Source organism: Hydrogenophaga sp., from assembly GCF_030656115.1.
Lineage (GTDB): Bacteria > Pseudomonadota > Gammaproteobacteria > Burkholderiales > Burkholderiaceae_C > Hydrogenophaga.
In genome coordinates, this window is sequence record NZ_JAUSOO010000086.1 from 1 (window position 1) to 15,444 (window position 15,444).

Below are 15,444 nucleotides of genomic sequence, written 5' to 3' on the forward strand. Positions count from 1 at the left end.
CTTTCAGTCGCACGGCTTCCTCCACGGCGATCTCGTCAAACGGGTTCATGCTCATCTTGACATTGGCAATGTCCACACCGCTGCCGTCGCTCTTGACGCGCACCTTGACGTTGTAGTCCACCACGCGTTTGACGGGGACGAGAATCTTCATGCTGGGATGCTCCTGATGGTTGTGAGTGGATGATCTCAATTGACGTATACGTCAACTCGCAGATTGTAAGCCGCACCTTTTCTGAACCGTGCTTTCGCAAATATTTTGCTGGACATGGGGAAAAACGAACGACCGTGCTTTTATGAATTATAGGTGAAGCCGTTGAATACACCAAGACCAAGCCCCTACGGGGTCCAACACTGTCATTCAGACGACCATTAACCAACCCAACGGTCGGCTAATTCGGGTAAGTCTGGAGATGGATTCAGCAACTATTCGCCTATAGTCAAAAAGGGCATTTTATTTATATTCAGTAACCATATTCACCCGCCAGGAGATACTGCATGAAACTTCGTCACGTCGTCGCTGCCGCCTTGTCCACCACCGTGCTGTCCAGCGGCCTTGTGTCCGCCCAGACTGTGTTCACGGTGTCGAGCTGGCTGCCACCGACCCACACCCTGTCTACGGTGCAAAAAAATTGGTGCGACCTGCTGGAAAAAGAAAGCACCGGCCGCATGAAGTGCAACATCTTGCCCAAGGGCGTGGTGGCAGCACCTGGCACTTTTGACGCGGTGCGCGACGGTCTTGCTGATATTTCCTACACGGTGGATGGCTACACCCCGGGCCGCTTCATCAACACCCAAGTGGCCGAATTCCCGTTCCTGGGCGACAGCGCTGTGCCCACCTCGGTGGCCTACCAGCGCATTTACAGCAAATACTTCGCACCATTGGGCGAGCACCGCGGCGTGAAGGTGCTGGGCGTGTTTACCCACGGCCCAGGCATCATTTTCAACAGCAAAAAGCCGGTTGCTACCGCCGCTGACGCGGCATCGCTCAAGTTCCGCATTGGCGGCGGCAACATCAACGAACTCTCCAAAGCCATGGGCTGGAACACCACGCTCAAGGCCGCGCCCGAGTCGTTCGAACTGATGTCCACCGGCGTGATGGACGCAACCTTCTTCCCCGCCGAGTCGGTGGATTCGTTCAAGCTGAGCATGGTCAAACACGCCACCACCTTTCCGGGTGGCCTGTACAACACCAGCTTTGTCTTCATGATGAACCCCGGCAAATACAACGCCCTGGCACCCCAGGACAAGGCCGTGGTGGACAAGCTCTCGGGCGAAGTGGCCGCGCGCATGTTTGGCGAAGGCTGGGACAAGGTGGACGCGGCCAGCCGCGAACTGCAAAAAACCCAGGGTGTCGCACGTATCATGGCCGACAAGGCTTTTGTGAAAGCAGTGGCCGACAAGCAGGACTACCTGGAAACCAAGTGGGCCGCGAGCGCACAGGTCAAAGGCCTGAAGGACCCGAAGGCTGTGCTGGCTGAGTTCCGTGCTGAAATTGCCAAGGTGAAATAACCCAAGCAAGGTGCGGTCTCGGCATTTCCGATACCGCTCACAGGCCGGCGGGGCAGTCTCCAGCGTCACTGCCCCGTCGGCCTTTTTTTGATTTTCGGACACCCCTCCATGTTCAAAACCCTAGAAAAACTGCTGACCTGGTCCACCGGGCTGATGGCAGCCATGGCCTTGTTTTCCATCATGTGGCTGACGCTGGTGGACGTGACCGGCCGAAAATTTTTCAGCAACTCGGTTCCTGGTGGCCTGGAACTGACCGAAATCCTGATGGTGATCGTGATCTTTGGCGCCATGCCACTGGTTTCTTGGCGCAGCGAACATGTGGTGTTTGACTCGCTGGACGCCTTCATTCCCGATTGGCTCAAAGGCTTGCAGGCGCGCCTGGTGCACCTGGTGTGTGCCGGTGTGTTTGGTTTCCTGGCGCGGCTCATGGTCATGCGGGCTGAGCGGTTTGCCGAATACGGCGACACCACAGTTCACCTGCAACTGGCCATTGCACCCGTGGCCTGGCTGATGGCCGGCCTGCTGCTGCTGACTGCCCTGGTGCATGTGTTGTTTGTTGTTGTTCCGCCGGCGCCGGTGGTGCACGGCGCCGCCCAGGGCACAGGAGCCTCCTCATGATCGAAGCCACCCTGGGCTTTCTGGCCGTTTTCATCCTCGCTTTTCTGCGGGTGCCGCTGGCTGTGGCCATGACCATTGCCGGCGTGGTGGGGCTGGGTCTCATGCGCGGCTGGATGCCGGCCTACGCCAGCACCAGCCAGGTCATTTTTGAGACCGGGTTTCACTACGTGCTGTCGGTCATTCCGCTGTTTGTGCTCATGGGCAACTTTGTGGCCCGCGCCGGCATGGCCAAAGAGCTGTTCACCGCCGCCAATGCTTTTGTGGGCCACCGCCGTGGTGGGTTGGCCATGGCGAGCATCATTGCCTCGGGTGGTTTTGGCTCCATCTGCGGATCGTCCATTGCCACAGCCGCCACCATGTCGCGCGTGGCTTACCCGGAAATGAAGGCGCACGGCTACAAGGACGGCCTGGCCACGGGTTCCATCGCCGCTGGCGGCACGCTGGGCATTCTCATCCCGCCCTCCACCATTTTGGTCATCTACGGGATCATCACCGAGACCGACATTGGCAAACTCTTTGTGGCAGGTATTTTGCCCGGCATTGTGGCCATCACCTGCCTGTGCATGGCCGTGGTGTTTGTCACCTGGCGAGACCCGGAAGCCGGCCCTCCGGCCAAGCGCTTCAGCTGGGCGCAGCGGCTGGCGGCCATTCGCGGCATCTGGGGCGTGGCGGTGCTGTTTGCGCTGGTGATCGGCGGTATTTACGGCGGCGTGTTCACCGCCACCGAGGGCGCTGGCGTGGGTGCGGCAGGGGCCTTTTTCTTCGCACTGGCGCGCCGGGCGCTCACGCCCCGGGTGCTGCTGGATATTCTGATTGAGAGCACCCGCACCACGGCGATGCTGTTCACCATCCTGATCGGCGCGATGATTTTCACCAACTTCATCAACTTCACCAGCATGCCGGCCGATCTGCGCGACTTCGTGCTGCAGTTCAGCCCCAATCCGCTCATGGTGGTGGTGATGATGATGGGCATTTACCTGGCGCTGGGCATGGTGATGGAAGAGTTGGCCATCGTGTTGCTGACCATTCCGGTGTTCTTTCCGGTCATCGTTGGCCTGGGGTTTGACCCGATCTGGTTTGGTATTTTGATCGTGACGATTGTGGAGATCGGCATGATCTCGCCGCCGGTGGGCCTGAACCTCTTCGTGCTCAACTCGCTGCTGCCCAACGTCAAGCTCGGTACCATCTACAAGGGCGTCTGGCCATTTGTGATGGCCGACATCGTGCGCCTGGGCATCCTGATCGCGGTGCCGGCCATTGCGCTGTGGCTACCCAGCCTCATGACCCGCTGACGGCGGCAACGCCCCGCGCGCGTGCCTCATGTGCAGCACGCGCTGTGGGTACGGTATTTCCACGCCGTGCTCGCGCAGCGAATTCAAAATAGCTCTGTTGATGAGCGAACGAAGGCCAAGCTGGCCGTTCTCAGGATCCGCAATCCAGTAGCCCAGGGTAAATTCCAGGCCATCGGCGCCGAAAGCCGACAAGGCCACCGAAGGCGCTGGATCTTTCAGCACCCGCTCTTGCGCCAGCGCTGCATCGGTCAGCAAGCGCGTCACCAGATCCACATCGCTCTCATAGGCCACCGAGACCACCGTCGACTGCCAGACCTTGGAGTCGGCAAGCGACAAGTTCTCGACCCGACTGGTGATCAGGATCTCGTTGGGCACAATGGACTCGCGCCCGGTCAGGGCACGAATCACGGTGTAGCGGGCGTTGATGTCGGTGATGCGACCTTCAAAATTGTCTACCCGCACGCTGTCGCCAATGCGCATGCTGCGCTCGGCCAAAATCACAAAACCGCTCACGTAGTTGGCCGCCAGTTTTTGCAAGCCAAAGCCAATGCCCACACCGATCGCACCGCCCAGTACCGAGAGCGCGGTCAGGTCGATGCCCACGGCGGAGAGCGCCATGATCAAACCGACAAACATCAGCAAAGCGCGCGTGGCATTGCTGACCGCCTTGCGCAGCGACAGCTCGCCGCCCACGGCCGACTTGAGCAACCGAATTTCAATGGCGGCCGACACCCACAAGGCCAGAATCAGCACCGCACCGGCGGTCAGTGCGCCCTCGATCAGGGTGCGCACGCTGAGGGTGGAGGCGCCCATCTTCCAGGTGATCTGGTCGAGCTCGTGCAGCACCACGGGCAGCAGACCGCTCACCCACAACACCATGGCCAGCCAGGCGACCCAGGAAATGGTGCGCTCCAGCACGCGCACCCAGGGCGCACTGGCCAAGGCCACCTGCAGCACCTTGACGCCCACGCGGATCACCACCAGCGACACGAACACCGGGATGGCGACCTTGAACACCGCCAGAGGAACAAATTTCAGCAGTGCCGCACGGGCCAGGTAAGCCAAGGCCAGCAACAACAGGGGAAACATCACGCCGTCCACCACGCGCCGGCCAAACATGACGGACAGCTTTTCGTCGTGCATACCCAGGCCTCGGCGCAGCAACGCCGTGAACCCCCAGGCAACGAACACACACAACGCCAGCGCCATGAGTTCGATCCATACCGTGGGTTGCATGAAACCCGCCAGCCATTCCTGGAGATTGTCGATGGGCGGCGGCGTATCGGTTGCTGGTACGCCGGCCATGGGGTTGTCCGCTTGAGCGGTCGTTGCGGGAGAAACGGTGGGGTTCATGAAAAACAAAGGAAAAATGGACCGACCGCAGGGCGCTTGCCGCCATGGCGGGAACCGGGTGTCAGCGCCTCAAGCCGCCCGCTCACCAGTTCGGCGGTCGCTTGTCGATGAAGGCTTGCACACCTTCCTGGGCCACGTCGTGTGCCATGTTGCAGGCCATGGTCTGGCCAGCCAGCTGGTAGGCCGACTCCATGCCGGTTTCCAGCTGGCGGTAAAACAGCGTCTTGCCCATGGACACGGCCAGGCGGGGTTTGGCCACGATGCGGGCGACCAGCCGGGCCACCTCGGCGTCCAATGCCTCGGGTGCCATCACCCGGTTCACCAGACCGCGCGCCTGCGCTTCGTCGGCAGAAATGAAGTCGCCGGTGAGCAGCATTTCCATCGCCTGCTTCGGTCCCATGTTCCGCGACAAGGCCACGCTGGGCGTGGCGCAAAACAGCCCCACGTCGATGCCGTTGACGCCAAACGTGGCACCCTGCGCCGCCACCGCCAGGTCGCACTGCGCCACCAGTTGACAGCCCGCCGCCGTGGCCAGGGCGTGCACGCGCGCGATCACCGGCACATCCAGCTTGCGGATGGCCATCATCAACCGGGAACACGTGGCAAACAACGTTTGGTAGTAAGCCAGTTCGGGCGTGGCCTTCATTTCCTTCAGGTCGTGCCCGGCGCAAAACGCCCGACCCTCGGCGGCCAGCACCACCACGCGGGCTTGCGGGTCGGCGGCCACCGCATCCAGAGCGTGTTGCAGGGCCGCCATCATGGCTTCAGACAGCACGTTAAAGCTGCGCGGGGTGTTGAGCGTGAGGGTGTAGACACCACGCTCGTCACGCTCGACGCGCAGCGGTTCTTGGGGCAGGTTGTCAGACATCGGCCAATACGCGGATATGCGCCTCCACACTGCGGGCGAGCGAACTCAGGTCGTAACCGCCTTCCAGGCAGCTCACGATGCGGCCCTGAGCGTGGCGCTGCGCCACGTCTTTGATGCGCTGGGTGATCCAGATGTAGTCTTGCTCGACCAGCCCGAGCTGGCCCATGTCGTCTTCGCGGTGGGCATCGAACCCGGCGCTGATGAAGAGCATTTGCGGCTTGTGGGCGTCCAGCCGGGGCATCCACATCATGTCGATCAGCTCCCGAATCTCCATGCCCTTGGTGTAGGCCGGTACCGGCAGGTTCACCAGGTTGGGCGCCGTGGCATGGTCCCAGGCGGGGTAAAAAGGGTGCTGGTAAAAACTGCACATCAGGATGCGCTCGTCGCCGGCCACAATGTCTTCGGTGCCGTTGCCATGGTGCACGTCAAAGTCGATGATCGCCACGCGCTTCAAGCCGTGGCGCTCCAGCGCGTATTTGGCGGCCACCGCCACGTTGTTCACAAAACAGAAGCCCAGGGCCTGGTTGCGCGGGGCGTGGTGGCCCGGCGGGCGCACGGCGCAAAAAGCGTTCACCATTTCACCGGCCATGATGGCATCGGTGGCGTCAATGGCTGCGCCAGCGGCCATCAGAATGGCGTCCCAGCTGTGGATGTTGATGGAGGTGTCGGGGTCCACCTGCGCATGGGTTGGGCCACCTGCGGCAATGTCGTCGCGCAGGCCGTCGCTCAAACCGCGCAGCGAGGCCAGGTGCATGCGCCCGTGGGCCAGCTCCATGTCGGCCATGGAGGCTGCGGTGGCTTCGCGGCGCTCCAGCGCCTGGTCCAGCCCGGTGATGAGCAAACGGTCTTCAATGGCATCCAGGCGCTGCGGGCATTCGGGGTGCCCGTTGCCCATTTCGTGGCGCCAACAATCCTTGTGGGTGAAATATCCGGTGGCCTGGCTCATAAGGGTTTTGCGGTATGGTTCACGGCATGCACGCCGATACAAAAATACACCAACTTCTGAACCAGCTTAACACGGTCATTGTGGGCAAATCGCAGCAGGTTTCTGACTGCGTGGCCTGCCTGTTGGCGGGTGGGCACTTGCTGATTGAAGACGTTCCCGGGGTGGGGAAAACCACCCTGGCTCACGCCCTGTCGCGCTCCTTCGGGCTGCAATTCTCGCGCGTGCAGTTCACCGCCGACCTGATGCCCAGCGATCTGGTGGGGGTGTCCATTTACGAGCGCGAGCACGAAGGCTTTGTGTTCCACCCCGGCCCGGTGTTTGCGCAGGTGTTGCTGGCCGACGAAATCAACCGCGCCAGTCCCAAAACCCAGAGTGCACTGCTGGAAGCCATGGAAGAAAAACAGGTCACGGTCGAGGGCGAGACCCGGCCGTTGCCGCAGCCGTTCTTTGTGATTGCCACGCAAAACCCGCAAGACCAGCTGGGCACCTACGCCCTGCCCGAGTCGCAGCTGGACCGCTTTCACATGCGCCTGTCGCTGGGTTACCCCGACCGCGCCGCCGAGCGCGAGCTCCTGCGCGGCGCCGACCGGCGCCACCTGCTGGAACACCTGCCACCCGTGCTCACACCGGCCGACCTGACGCGGCTGCAGCAGGCCGTGTTGGCCGTGCACGCGGCCGAGCCGGTGCTGGACTACCTGCAAGACCTGGTGGCCGCCACCCGCTCGGGACGGTGGTTTGCGCAAGGCCTGTCGCCGCGCGCTGCGCTGGCCGTGTTGCGAGCCGCCAAAGCCCAGGCTTACCTACAAGGGCGCGACTACGTGGCACCCGACGACATCGCCGCCATCTTGCCGCAGACCGTGGCGCACCGGCTGGTGCCGGTGAGCGATGCGGGCCGGGGCGCCGTGGAGCAGGTGCGGGCCATGGTAGACGCCACACCGTTGCCTTGAGCGTATTTCTGACGCCACCCATGACGCTTGCCACCCAGCCATTGCCCGACACCCCGACCCCGGGCCCATGGCGCCACCCGCTGCGCCTGGTTCGCAGCCGCCTACAACGCTGGTTTCACAACCGCCTGCCGCGCACCGACACCCTCCTGCTGACGCAGCGCAACGTCTACATCGTGCCCACGCGCGCCGGTGCCATGCTGGTGTTCACGCTGCTGCTGCTGCTGGTGGCCAGCATCAACTTTCAGCTCAACCTGGGCTACCTGCTCACCTTTTTGCTGGCTGGCAGCGCGCTGGTGGGCATGCACGTGTGCCACGGCAACCTGCGCGGGCTCACGCTGCACCTGACCCCGCCCGCGCCGGTGCACGCCGGGCAGGCGGTGGCGCTGGACATTCGTCTGTCAAGCGAGCGCCGCCGCATGCGCTATGGGCTGGGCGCGGGCGTGATCGGTGCAGACGCCGCCCACACCCCGCTGGCCTGGACCGATGTGCCGGCCCAGGGCAGTGCCACGGTGCAAGTGACCTGGCCCGCCCCCCAGCGTGGCTTGCACGCACTGCCTCCGCTGAAGGTGCAAACCCTGTTTCCGCTCGGCACCTTCCGGGTGTGGACCGTGTGGCGCCCCGCTGCTCACGTGCTGGTGTACCCCCAACCCGAAGCGCACCCGCCGGCACTGCCTGCGGGGGAAGCGCAGCCCGGCCACTCGGGCAGCGCCACGGTGCAAAGCACCGGCGAGTTTGACGGCGTGCGCGCCTACCGCCGGGGCGATCCGATCAAAGCCGTGGTCTGGAAAAAAGCCGCCCAGGCGTTTGCTGCCGGGCGCAGCGAGCTGGTCAGCCGCGACGCCCAATCCACCCAGCACCAACAGCTCTGGCTCGACCACGCCCATTGCGGCCACAGCAACCTGGAAGCCCGCCTTTCTCGCCTGACCGCCTGGGTGCTTCTGGCCGACAACCTGGGCCTGGACTACGGCCTGCGCCTGCCCGGACGCGACATCGATCCCGACCAAGGCCCAGGGCACAAAGCGCGTTGCCTGGAGGCTCTGGCTTTATGCTGAATACACCCCTTCCAACAAAAAAAACCGGTTTCGCCACCGGGTCACCGCCAAGCGAAACACGCCCCTTTGGGGGTCAGCAACCCAAGCCGCGTTGGAACATGGGGGCCAGCCTGCCGCGCGACACCCGCGACACCCTGTTTTTACTCGCCGTCATTGCCTGGGTCGTCGCCATGCAAATGGCCCACATCCCTTGGTGGTGCACCGCCCTCACCGCCGTGGTGCTGGTCGGGCGCACCGTGCTGGCGCTCAAAGGACTGCCCTTGCCGGGCTGGGGCTGGCGCGTGGGCTTGCTGGCGCTCACCCTGGGCGCCACCTGGGCCACCCACCGCACCATCTTGGGGCAAGAAGCCGGTGTCACACTCATTGTGGTGCTTCTGGCCCTGAAAACACTGGAGCTGCGCGCACGGCGCGACGCCTTCGTGGTGTTTTTTCTGGGCTTCTTCACCCTGCTGACGCACTTCTTTTACTCGCAATCGCTGCTCACGGCAGCGGGGATTCTCATCGCCCTGCTGGGGCTTCTCACTGCGCTGGTCAACGCCCACATGCCTGTGGGTCGACCGCCGCTGGTCCAGTCGGCGCGCATCGCTGGCGGCATGGCCTTGATGGGTGCGCCCATCATGCTGGTGCTGTTCATGTTGTTTCCTCGCATGGCACCACTGTGGGGCGTTCCCACCGACAGCATGGTCGGGCGCAGCGGCCTTTCCGACCAAATGCAGGTGGGCCAGATCGCGTCTCTGGTGCTCGACGACAGCATCGCTCTGCGCGTGCGCTTCGAGGGTGAGCCCCCGCCCCAGCGCGACCTGTACTTCCGTGGCCCGGTGCTGACCGACTTTGACGGCACGCAATGGCGCCCGCTGCGCTCGGGCTTTCCGGCCAACATGGAGCTGCCCGCCAACCTGCAGGTCAGCGGCGAGCCGGTGCGCTACGAAATCACCATGGAGCCACACAAGCGGCCATGGCTGTTCTTGCTGGAAGCCGCCACCCAGGCGCCCGAACTGCCTGGCAACCGGGCCTTCATGACACCCGAACTGCAATGGATTACCCGCCGCCCCATGAACGAACTGGTGCGCTACCGGGCCGAGAGCTACCCGTCATTCCGGCATGGGCCGCTGACCGCCACCTTGGCGCTGCAAGACCAGATTGAACTGCCCGCCGGCTTCAACCCCCGCACCCTCATGCTGGCGCAGCAACTGCGCCGCGAAGTGGGCGCCGGCCCCGCCTTCAACGAAGCCCTGGTGAACGCCGCTCTGGAGCGCCTGCGCACCGGCGGCTACACCTACACCCTGGAGCCCGGCGTGTACGGCCAGCACACGGCCGACGAATTCTGGTTCGACAAACGCGAGGGTTTCTGCGAACACATTGCCAGCAGCTTCGTCATCCTCATGCGCGCGCTGGACATCCCGGCCCGCATTGTCACCGGCTACCAGGGCGGCGAACTCAACACGGTGGACGGCTTCTGGACCGTGCGCCAACGCGACGCCCACGCCTGGGCCGAGGTCTGGTTGCAGGGCCAAGGCTGGGTGCGGGTGGACCCCACGTCGGCCGTGGCCCCCGGGCGCACCGGGTCGCTGGAACGCCTGCGCGCCCCCGAAGGCGCTCTGGCTGGCACCATTCGCACCCTCAACCCCAACCTCGCCGCGCAACTGCGTGCGGTGTGGGACGCGGTGAACAACCGCTGGAACCAGTCGGTGCTGAACTACACCCAGGGCAAACAGCTCAATTTGCTGAAAAACCTGGGTTTCAACAGCCCGAACTGGACCGATCTGGTCTATGTGCTCATCGCCGTGGTGGTGCTGGTGAGTCTGGCCGGCGCCGGCTGGACGCTCTGGGAACGCCAGCAACACGACCCCTGGCTGCGCTTGCTGCATCGCGCGCGCCAGCGGCTGCAGCAACTCGGACTAAACGGCACCCAAAACCTGCCACCGCGCGCCCTGGCCACCCTGGCCCTGCAGAAGTTCGGCGACACCCCTTTCAGCCACAGTGTGGTGCAGTGGCTGCTCAAACTGGAGCGGCAGCGCTACAGCCGCGAAAGCCCCGTTGCGCTGGCTACACTGCAACGTGAATTCCAGCAACTTGCATGGCCCAAGGAGGGTGTTTCGTGATATTTGAGGGTCAACGTTTTTCGCCGGTGCGCAGGATTTTTGGCTGCACACTGCTCGGATTGAGCCTCGCCGGTGGCGGCTCCACCGCCAGCGCCCAAAGTGGAAGCCCAGCCAAAGTGCGTCCCGCCTCCGTCGCCAAACAGCCCGCGTTCACCTATGGCCAGCACCCCGGCGCCATGGCCTTTGCCGACGACCTGGCCAGCCGCCGCAACCTCGACTCCGACTGGGTGCGCCAGCAACTGGCGCAAGCCCAGCGCATCCCCACCGTGGCCCGGCTCATGGCCCCCGCACCCAGCGGCACCCCCAAAAACTGGGCCGCTTACCGCGCCCGCTTCATCGAGCCTGTGCGCCTGCGTGCCGGTCAGCGCTTCTGGGAAAACAACCGCAACGCCCTGGCCCGTGCCGAAGCCGAGTTTGGTGTGCCCGCCAGCCTCATCGTGGGCGTGATCGGCGTGGAAACACGCTACGGCCAGCACACGGGCAATTTCCGCGTCATCGACGCGCTGACCACACTGGCTTTTGACTTCCCCGCCAGCCACCCGCGCGCCGAAGCGCGCGCCGCGTTTTTCAAAAGCGAACTGGAGCAATTCCTGAGTCTGACCCAGCGCACCGGCATGGATCCCCAAGCCCTGCTCGGCAGCTACGCCGGTGCCATGGGCTGGCCCCAGTTCATGCCCAGCAGTTGGGCCAAGTACGCCATCGACTTCGACGGCGACGGGAAGGTGGATCTGTTCAACAGCACCGCCGACGTCATCGGCTCGGTGGCCAACTACTTCAAGGTTTTTGGTTGGCAAACCGGCCAGCCCACGCACTACCCGGTCAGTTTTGACGCAGAGACGCTCGACAAAGACGCCCTGCTGGCCCCCGATATCCTGCCCACCTTCAGCGTTGCCAGCTTCACCGCCAAAGGCGCCGTGCTCGAAGGTGCTGCACAGCAACACCCCGGCCAGTTGGCCTTGGTGGAACTGGAAAACGGCACCGCCCCACCCAGCTACGTGGCCGGCACACAAAACTTCTACGTGGTGACCCGCTACAACTGGAGCAGCTACTACGCGCTGGCCGTGATTGAGCTGGGCGAAACCATTCAAGCCTTGTTGGAACCCCGCTGAGGTCCAGGCGGCCCATCTCAACGGCATCAGCCTGTCAGCGGTTCGATCCGGATGCTCACATCCATGCGCTCTTCACCGCCACCCCGGCGCAGCCCTTTGATGGGCAGGCAAGCGGTGTAATCGGTGGCAGCGGCCAGGCGAATGTGGCGTTCGTCGGTCGTGCAGCGGTGGGTCACATCCAGACTGATCCAGCGGTTTTCTTGGGAATGGATGCACACATCCACCCAGGCGTGGCTGGCCAGTTCGGGAGCGTTGGCGGCAAAAAAATAGCCACTCACGTAGCGCGCAGGCAGGCCAATGCTGCGGCACACGGCCACCATCACATGGGCCTGGTCCTGGCACACGCCCAGTTCCCAGTCAAACGCTTCGAGCGCAGTGGTTTCCACGCCGGTGCTGCCTTGGCGGTACTGCACTTTGTCGGCCACAGCGCTGGCCAGCGCCACCAAGTCGGCCGCGGTGGGCTGCTCGCTGCGGGCACGCGTGGCCATGAGTGCGGGTACGGTCTGGAGCGCCCACATGGCCATGCGGGGGTGCGGCTCGGCCAATGGCGTGGACCGCAGAAAGAACGCCGGGTGCAAAGGGCCGGTGTCGACAAATTCGCCGGTACCGTGGGTGGTGACCTGGCCTTTGGCCACCACGCTGATGTGCGGCAAGGCCGCTTCGGGGCGGCGTACCAAGCTGAAGCTGTGCACTTGGTTGCCCTGACCGTCAAGCTGGGCGTGCAAGGTACCGGGTGTGCGAATACCCCATTGCTCGACCGTTTGGCACGGGCCGCTGGCGGGCCACAGGTGCAGGGTTTGCACCGAATACAGCAGGGGTTGGCTGTAGGTGTAACGGGTGGTGTGGCTGATGTTGAATTTCATACGGCAATCGGGCTGTGCTCTGGCGCCAAAAAGGCTGCACATTTTGCCCGTCCGCCGCTGGGTCGGATCAGCCTCTTGACGCTCAATGCGTCGTCGGCACCAGAAAGTCCTGGCTGATACGGCCACCCAACTCGTTTACCCGGTCGAGAAACTGCGTCAGGTAGGCGTGCAGGCCGGTGGACAGAATTTCATCGATGCGGGCGTACTGCAGATCCGCCTTGAGCTTGCCGGCACGGCGCATGGTTTCGCTGGAATGGTCGGTGGCCACCATGCTGAGGTTGTTGACCACTTCGTTGAGGCTGGCGGCCAGGCTGCGTGGCATGTCGGCACGCAGAATCAGCAACTCGGCCACGCGCTCGGGCGTGATCACATCTCGGTAGACCTTGCGGTAAACCTCGAAGCCGCTCACGCTGCGCAAAATGGCGCTCCAGTGGTAAAAATCGTATTCTTGGTCGAGCTCGCTGGCCGCGCCAAAAAAATCGCTCTGCACCGCGTGAAACTTCACGTCCAGCAGGCGCGCGGTGTTGTCAGCACGCTCCAAAAAAGTGCCCATGCGGTAGAAGTGAAACGCTTCGTCTTGCAGCATGGTGCCGATGGCCACACCGCGCGAGAGGTGCGAACGGAACTTGACCCATTCAAAAAACTGGCTTGGGTCGCGCTCAAAATCTTTGCTCTTGAGCATGCGCGTGATTTCCAGCCAAGTCTGGTTTTGCGTTTCCCAAAATTCGGTGGTGAGCGCGCCGCGCACCGCGCGGGCGTTTTCACGCGCGGCACGCAGGCACGAGGTGATGCTGGACGGGTTGCTTTCGTCGCGCACCATGAAGTCGAGTACGTTGCGCGGCGTGACGGCGCTACCGTATTTGGCCATGTAGGAAGGCTTCAGCTCGCTGATGGTGAGCAAGCCCTCCCAGCCCACTTGGGCCACGGCAGCCGATTGCGGCAGCAGCGAGGTCTGGTAGTTGATGTCGAGCATGCGGGCCGTGTTTTCAGCGCGCTCGGTGTAACGGGACATCCAGAACAAATGGTCGGCGGTGCGTGACAGCATTTTAAAAACTCCAACAAACAGCGCCACAACAGCAGCGCAAGAAGCAATTCATTCAAGAGGCACCAAGAAACAACCCTTCGACAGGCTCAGGACGGGCCTCTGGTGCCACCCTACGTTCAAGGAGGGTACGCGCCGCAAACGGCGCGCGTGGGGTCAACCCTCCAGCACCCATGTGTCCTTTGTACCCCCACCCTGTGACGAGTTAACGACCAGAGAACCGTCTTTCAGCGCCACACGGGTCAGGCCACCGGGCACCATCTGCACCTCTTTCCCGCTGAGCACAAAAGGCCGCAGGTCAATGTGGCGCGGTGCCACGCCGCTTTCCACATACGTGGGGCAGGTGGATAGGCTTAGGGTGGGCTGGGCAATGTAGCCATCGGGCCTGGCTTTCACCAATTGGCGGAATTCTTCCACCTCGGCCTTGGTGGACGCCGGACCCACCAGCATGCCATAGCCGCCCGCGCCGTGCACCTCTTTCACAACCAGCTCTTCCATGTGGGAGAGCATGTATTTCAGGTCTTCGGGGTTGCGGCCCATGAAGGTGGGTACGTTGTTCAAAATGGGTTTCTGACCCAGGTAGAACTCGATCATTTTCGGTACGTAGGGGTAGATGGATTTGTCGTCTGCCACACCCGTGCCCACGGCATTGCAAATGGCCACGTTGCCACTGCGGTACACACCCAGCAAGCCAGCGCACCCCAAGGTGGAGGTGGGGCGAAACACCAGGGGGTCGAGGAAATCGTCGTCCACGCGGCGGTAGATCACGTCGACCCGCTTGGGGCCACGCGTGGTGCGCATGTAGACGAAATTGTCTTTCACAAACAGGTCTTGCCCTTCGACCAGCTCAATGCCCATTTGCTGAGCCAAAAAGGCGTGTTCAAAATAGGCGCTGTTGTACATGCCCGGCGTGAGCACCACCACCGTAGGCTCGGCCGTGGTGGCCGGACTCACGGCACGCAGGGTTTCGAGCAGCAGGTCGGGGTAGTGGGCCACTGGGGCCACGCGGTTTTCACCGAACAGCTCGGGAAACAGCCGCATCATCATCTTGCGGTCTTCCAGCATGTAGCTCACGCCGCTGGGCACACGCAGGTTGTCTTCAAGCACGTAGTACTCGCCCTCGCCGGCTGCGTTGGGGGCCCGCACAATGTCCACGCCCGAGATGTGCGAGTAGACGTTGCCGGGCACGTCCACACCCATCATTTCAGGGCGAAACTGGGCGTTCTGAAAGATCTGGTCGGCGGGGATGATGCCGGCCTTGATGATTTCCTGATCGTGGTACACGTCGTGGATGAAACGGTTGAGTGCATTCACACGCTGCACCAAACCCTCTTCCATGCTGCTCCACTCCTTGGCCGGGATGATGCGTGGGATCAGGTCAAACGGGATCAGGCGCTCGGTGCCCGAACCATCTTCGTCTTTGGCTCCGTACACCGCAAAGGTGATGCCAACACGGCGAAAGATCATTTCAGCCTCTTCACGGCGGGCCTTCATCACCTCCTCAGGCTGCTGGGCTAGCCAGCGGGCGTAGTTCTCGTAATGGGTGCGTACCTCGGTGGGCGAGGCGTTCATTTCATCAAACATCGGTCGGCTCATGGGCTTTATCTCTCCTGCCTCCAGCATAGCAAGGACTGGGCCAGGAGACACGAAAACAGCCCCAAATCGGTGCAAAAGAATTTCCCAAGGCGCAATGCTGAAGGTCACCACAGAGCCCAGGCGTTTTTTGGAAAAACGCCGCTGGCG

At 62.9% G+C, this 15,444-nt stretch carries 13 protein-coding genes and 1 pseudogene; 7 read left to right on the plus strand and 7 right to left on the minus strand.

What is annotated here, in order from left to right; genetic code table 11:
* Window positions 1–151: pseudogene (locus Q7J58_RS12080) on the minus strand (electron transfer flavoprotein subunit beta/FixA family protein); the annotation flags it as partial.
* 344 nt (window positions 152–495) lie between these two features.
* On the opposite strand from Q7J58_RS12080, the gene Q7J58_RS12085 reads away from it, so the two are divergent.
* The 3 genes from Q7J58_RS12085 (at window position 496) to Q7J58_RS12095 (ending at window position 3,419) form a co-directional block, all read left to right on the plus strand.
* Window positions 496–1,509, plus strand: coding sequence for a TRAP transporter substrate-binding protein (locus Q7J58_RS12085; protein ID WP_304828131.1), 1,014 nt, complete (start codon window positions 496–498; stop codon window positions 1,507–1,509).
* Between the two features lie 108 nt (window positions 1,510–1,617).
* The gene (locus tag Q7J58_RS12090; RefSeq protein ID WP_304828132.1) at window positions 1,618–2,127 is read left to right on the plus strand and encodes a TRAP transporter small permease subunit; all 510 of its coding nucleotides are present in this window, start codon (window positions 1,618–1,620) and stop codon (window positions 2,125–2,127) included.
* Window positions 2,124–3,419 carry a TRAP transporter large permease gene (locus Q7J58_RS12095; RefSeq protein WP_304828134.1) on the plus strand — a complete coding sequence of 432 codons (1,296 nt, stop codon included), beginning with the start codon at window positions 2,124–2,126 and terminating at the stop codon, window positions 3,417–3,419. The genes Q7J58_RS12090 and Q7J58_RS12095 overlap by 4 nt, the downstream gene beginning before the upstream one ends.
* Here Q7J58_RS12095 and Q7J58_RS12100 read toward each other — a convergent pair.
* From Q7J58_RS12100 to Q7J58_RS12110, 3 genes are all read right to left on the minus strand, one after another.
* Window positions 3,396–4,724, minus strand: coding sequence for a mechanosensitive ion channel domain-containing protein (locus tag Q7J58_RS12100; protein ID WP_304828137.1), 1,329 nt, complete (start codon window positions 4,722–4,724; stop codon window positions 3,396–3,398). The two genes, Q7J58_RS12095 and Q7J58_RS12100, sit on opposite strands and share 24 nt — an antisense overlap.
* 130 nt (window positions 4,725–4,854) lie before the next feature.
* On the minus strand, window positions 4,855–5,640 hold the full coding sequence (locus tag Q7J58_RS12105; RefSeq protein ID WP_304828139.1) for an enoyl-CoA hydratase: 786 nt from the start codon (window positions 5,638–5,640) through the stop codon (window positions 4,855–4,857).
* On the minus strand, window positions 5,633–6,586 hold the full coding sequence (locus Q7J58_RS12110) for a histone deacetylase family protein (RefSeq protein WP_304828141.1): 954 nt from the start codon (window positions 6,584–6,586) through the stop codon (window positions 5,633–5,635). Before Q7J58_RS12110 ends, Q7J58_RS12105 begins: the two co-directional genes overlap by 8 nt.
* A gap of 26 nt (window positions 6,587–6,612) precedes the next feature.
* On the opposite strand from Q7J58_RS12110, the gene Q7J58_RS12115 reads away from it, so the two are divergent.
* From Q7J58_RS12115 to mltB, 4 genes are all read left to right on the plus strand, one after another.
* Window positions 6,613–7,533 (plus strand): MoxR family ATPase, encoded by a 921-nt coding sequence (locus Q7J58_RS12115; protein WP_304828144.1) that lies wholly within the window; start codon window positions 6,613–6,615, stop codon window positions 7,531–7,533.
* Between the two features lie 20 nt (window positions 7,534–7,553).
* Entirely contained in the window at window positions 7,554–8,585 is a 1,032-nt protein-coding gene (locus Q7J58_RS12120; protein ID WP_304828146.1) for a DUF58 domain-containing protein, read from the plus strand.
* A 98-nt stretch (window positions 8,586–8,683) separates the two neighbouring features.
* On the plus strand, window positions 8,684–10,687 hold the full coding sequence (locus tag Q7J58_RS12125) for a DUF3488 and transglutaminase-like domain-containing protein (protein WP_304828149.1): 2,004 nt from the start codon (window positions 8,684–8,686) through the stop codon (window positions 10,685–10,687).
* Between the two features lie 176 nt (window positions 10,688–10,863).
* Window positions 10,864–11,796 (plus strand): lytic murein transglycosylase B, encoded by a 933-nt coding sequence (mltB, locus tag Q7J58_RS12130; RefSeq protein WP_304828177.1) that lies wholly within the window; start codon window positions 10,864–10,866, stop codon window positions 11,794–11,796.
* A 26-nt stretch (window positions 11,797–11,822) separates the two neighbouring features.
* On the opposite strand, the gene Q7J58_RS12135 is transcribed toward mltB, so the two are convergent.
* The 3 genes from Q7J58_RS12135 to Q7J58_RS12145 all read right to left on the minus strand — a co-directional run bounded on the left by Q7J58_RS12135 (window position 11,823) and on the right by Q7J58_RS12145 (window position 15,297).
* Window positions 11,823–12,659 (minus strand): transglutaminase family protein, encoded by an 837-nt coding sequence (locus Q7J58_RS12135; RefSeq protein WP_304828151.1) that lies wholly within the window; start codon window positions 12,657–12,659, stop codon window positions 11,823–11,825.
* Between the two features lie 82 nt (window positions 12,660–12,741).
* Window positions 12,742–13,704: an alpha-E domain-containing protein gene (locus tag Q7J58_RS12140; RefSeq protein WP_304828154.1), complete on the minus strand. Its 963-nt coding sequence runs from the start codon at window positions 13,702–13,704 to the stop codon at window positions 12,742–12,744.
* A 153-nt stretch (window positions 13,705–13,857) separates the two neighbouring features.
* A complete protein-coding gene (locus Q7J58_RS12145) occupies window positions 13,858–15,297 on the minus strand; it encodes a circularly permuted type 2 ATP-grasp protein (protein WP_304828156.1) in 1,440 nt (479 codons plus the stop codon).
* Window positions 15,298–15,444: the final 147 nt, after the last annotated feature.

Bases quoted from the DNA above. Each gene is read 5' to 3' on its own strand.
- Q7J58_RS12085 (WP_304828131.1), top strand. From the start codon at position 496: ATGAAACTTCGTCACGTCGTCGCTGCCGCCTTGTCCACCACCGTGCTG.
- Q7J58_RS12090 (WP_304828132.1), top strand. From the start codon at position 1,618: ATGTTCAAAACCCTAGAAAAACTGCTGACCTGGTCCACCGGGCTGATG.
- Q7J58_RS12095 (WP_304828134.1), top strand. From the start codon at position 2,124: ATGATCGAAGCCACCCTGGGCTTTCTGGCCGTTTTCATCCTCGCTTTT.
- Q7J58_RS12100 (WP_304828137.1), bottom strand. From the start codon at position 4,724: ATGGCCGGCGTACCAGCAACCGATACGCCGCCGCCCATCGACAATCTC.
- Q7J58_RS12105 (WP_304828139.1), bottom strand. From the start codon at position 5,640: ATGTCTGACAACCTGCCCCAAGAACCGCTGCGCGTCGAGCGTGACGAG.
- Q7J58_RS12110 (WP_304828141.1), bottom strand. From the start codon at position 6,586: ATGAGCCAGGCCACCGGATATTTCACCCACAAGGATTGTTGGCGCCAC.
- Q7J58_RS12115 (WP_304828144.1), top strand. From the start codon at position 6,613: ATGCACGCCGATACAAAAATACACCAACTTCTGAACCAGCTTAACACG.
- Q7J58_RS12120 (WP_304828146.1), top strand. From the start codon at position 7,554: ATGACGCTTGCCACCCAGCCATTGCCCGACACCCCGACCCCGGGCCCA.
- Q7J58_RS12125 (WP_304828149.1), top strand. From the start codon at position 8,684: ATGGGGGCCAGCCTGCCGCGCGACACCCGCGACACCCTGTTTTTACTC.
- mltB (WP_304828177.1), top strand. From the start codon at position 10,864: ATGGCCTTTGCCGACGACCTGGCCAGCCGCCGCAACCTCGACTCCGAC.
- Q7J58_RS12135 (WP_304828151.1), bottom strand. From the start codon at position 12,659: ATGAAATTCAACATCAGCCACACCACCCGTTACACCTACAGCCAACCC.
- Q7J58_RS12140 (WP_304828154.1), bottom strand. From the start codon at position 13,704: ATGCTGTCACGCACCGCCGACCATTTGTTCTGGATGTCCCGTTACACC.
- Q7J58_RS12145 (WP_304828156.1), bottom strand. From the start codon at position 15,297: ATGAGCCGACCGATGTTTGATGAAATGAACGCCTCGCCCACCGAGGTA.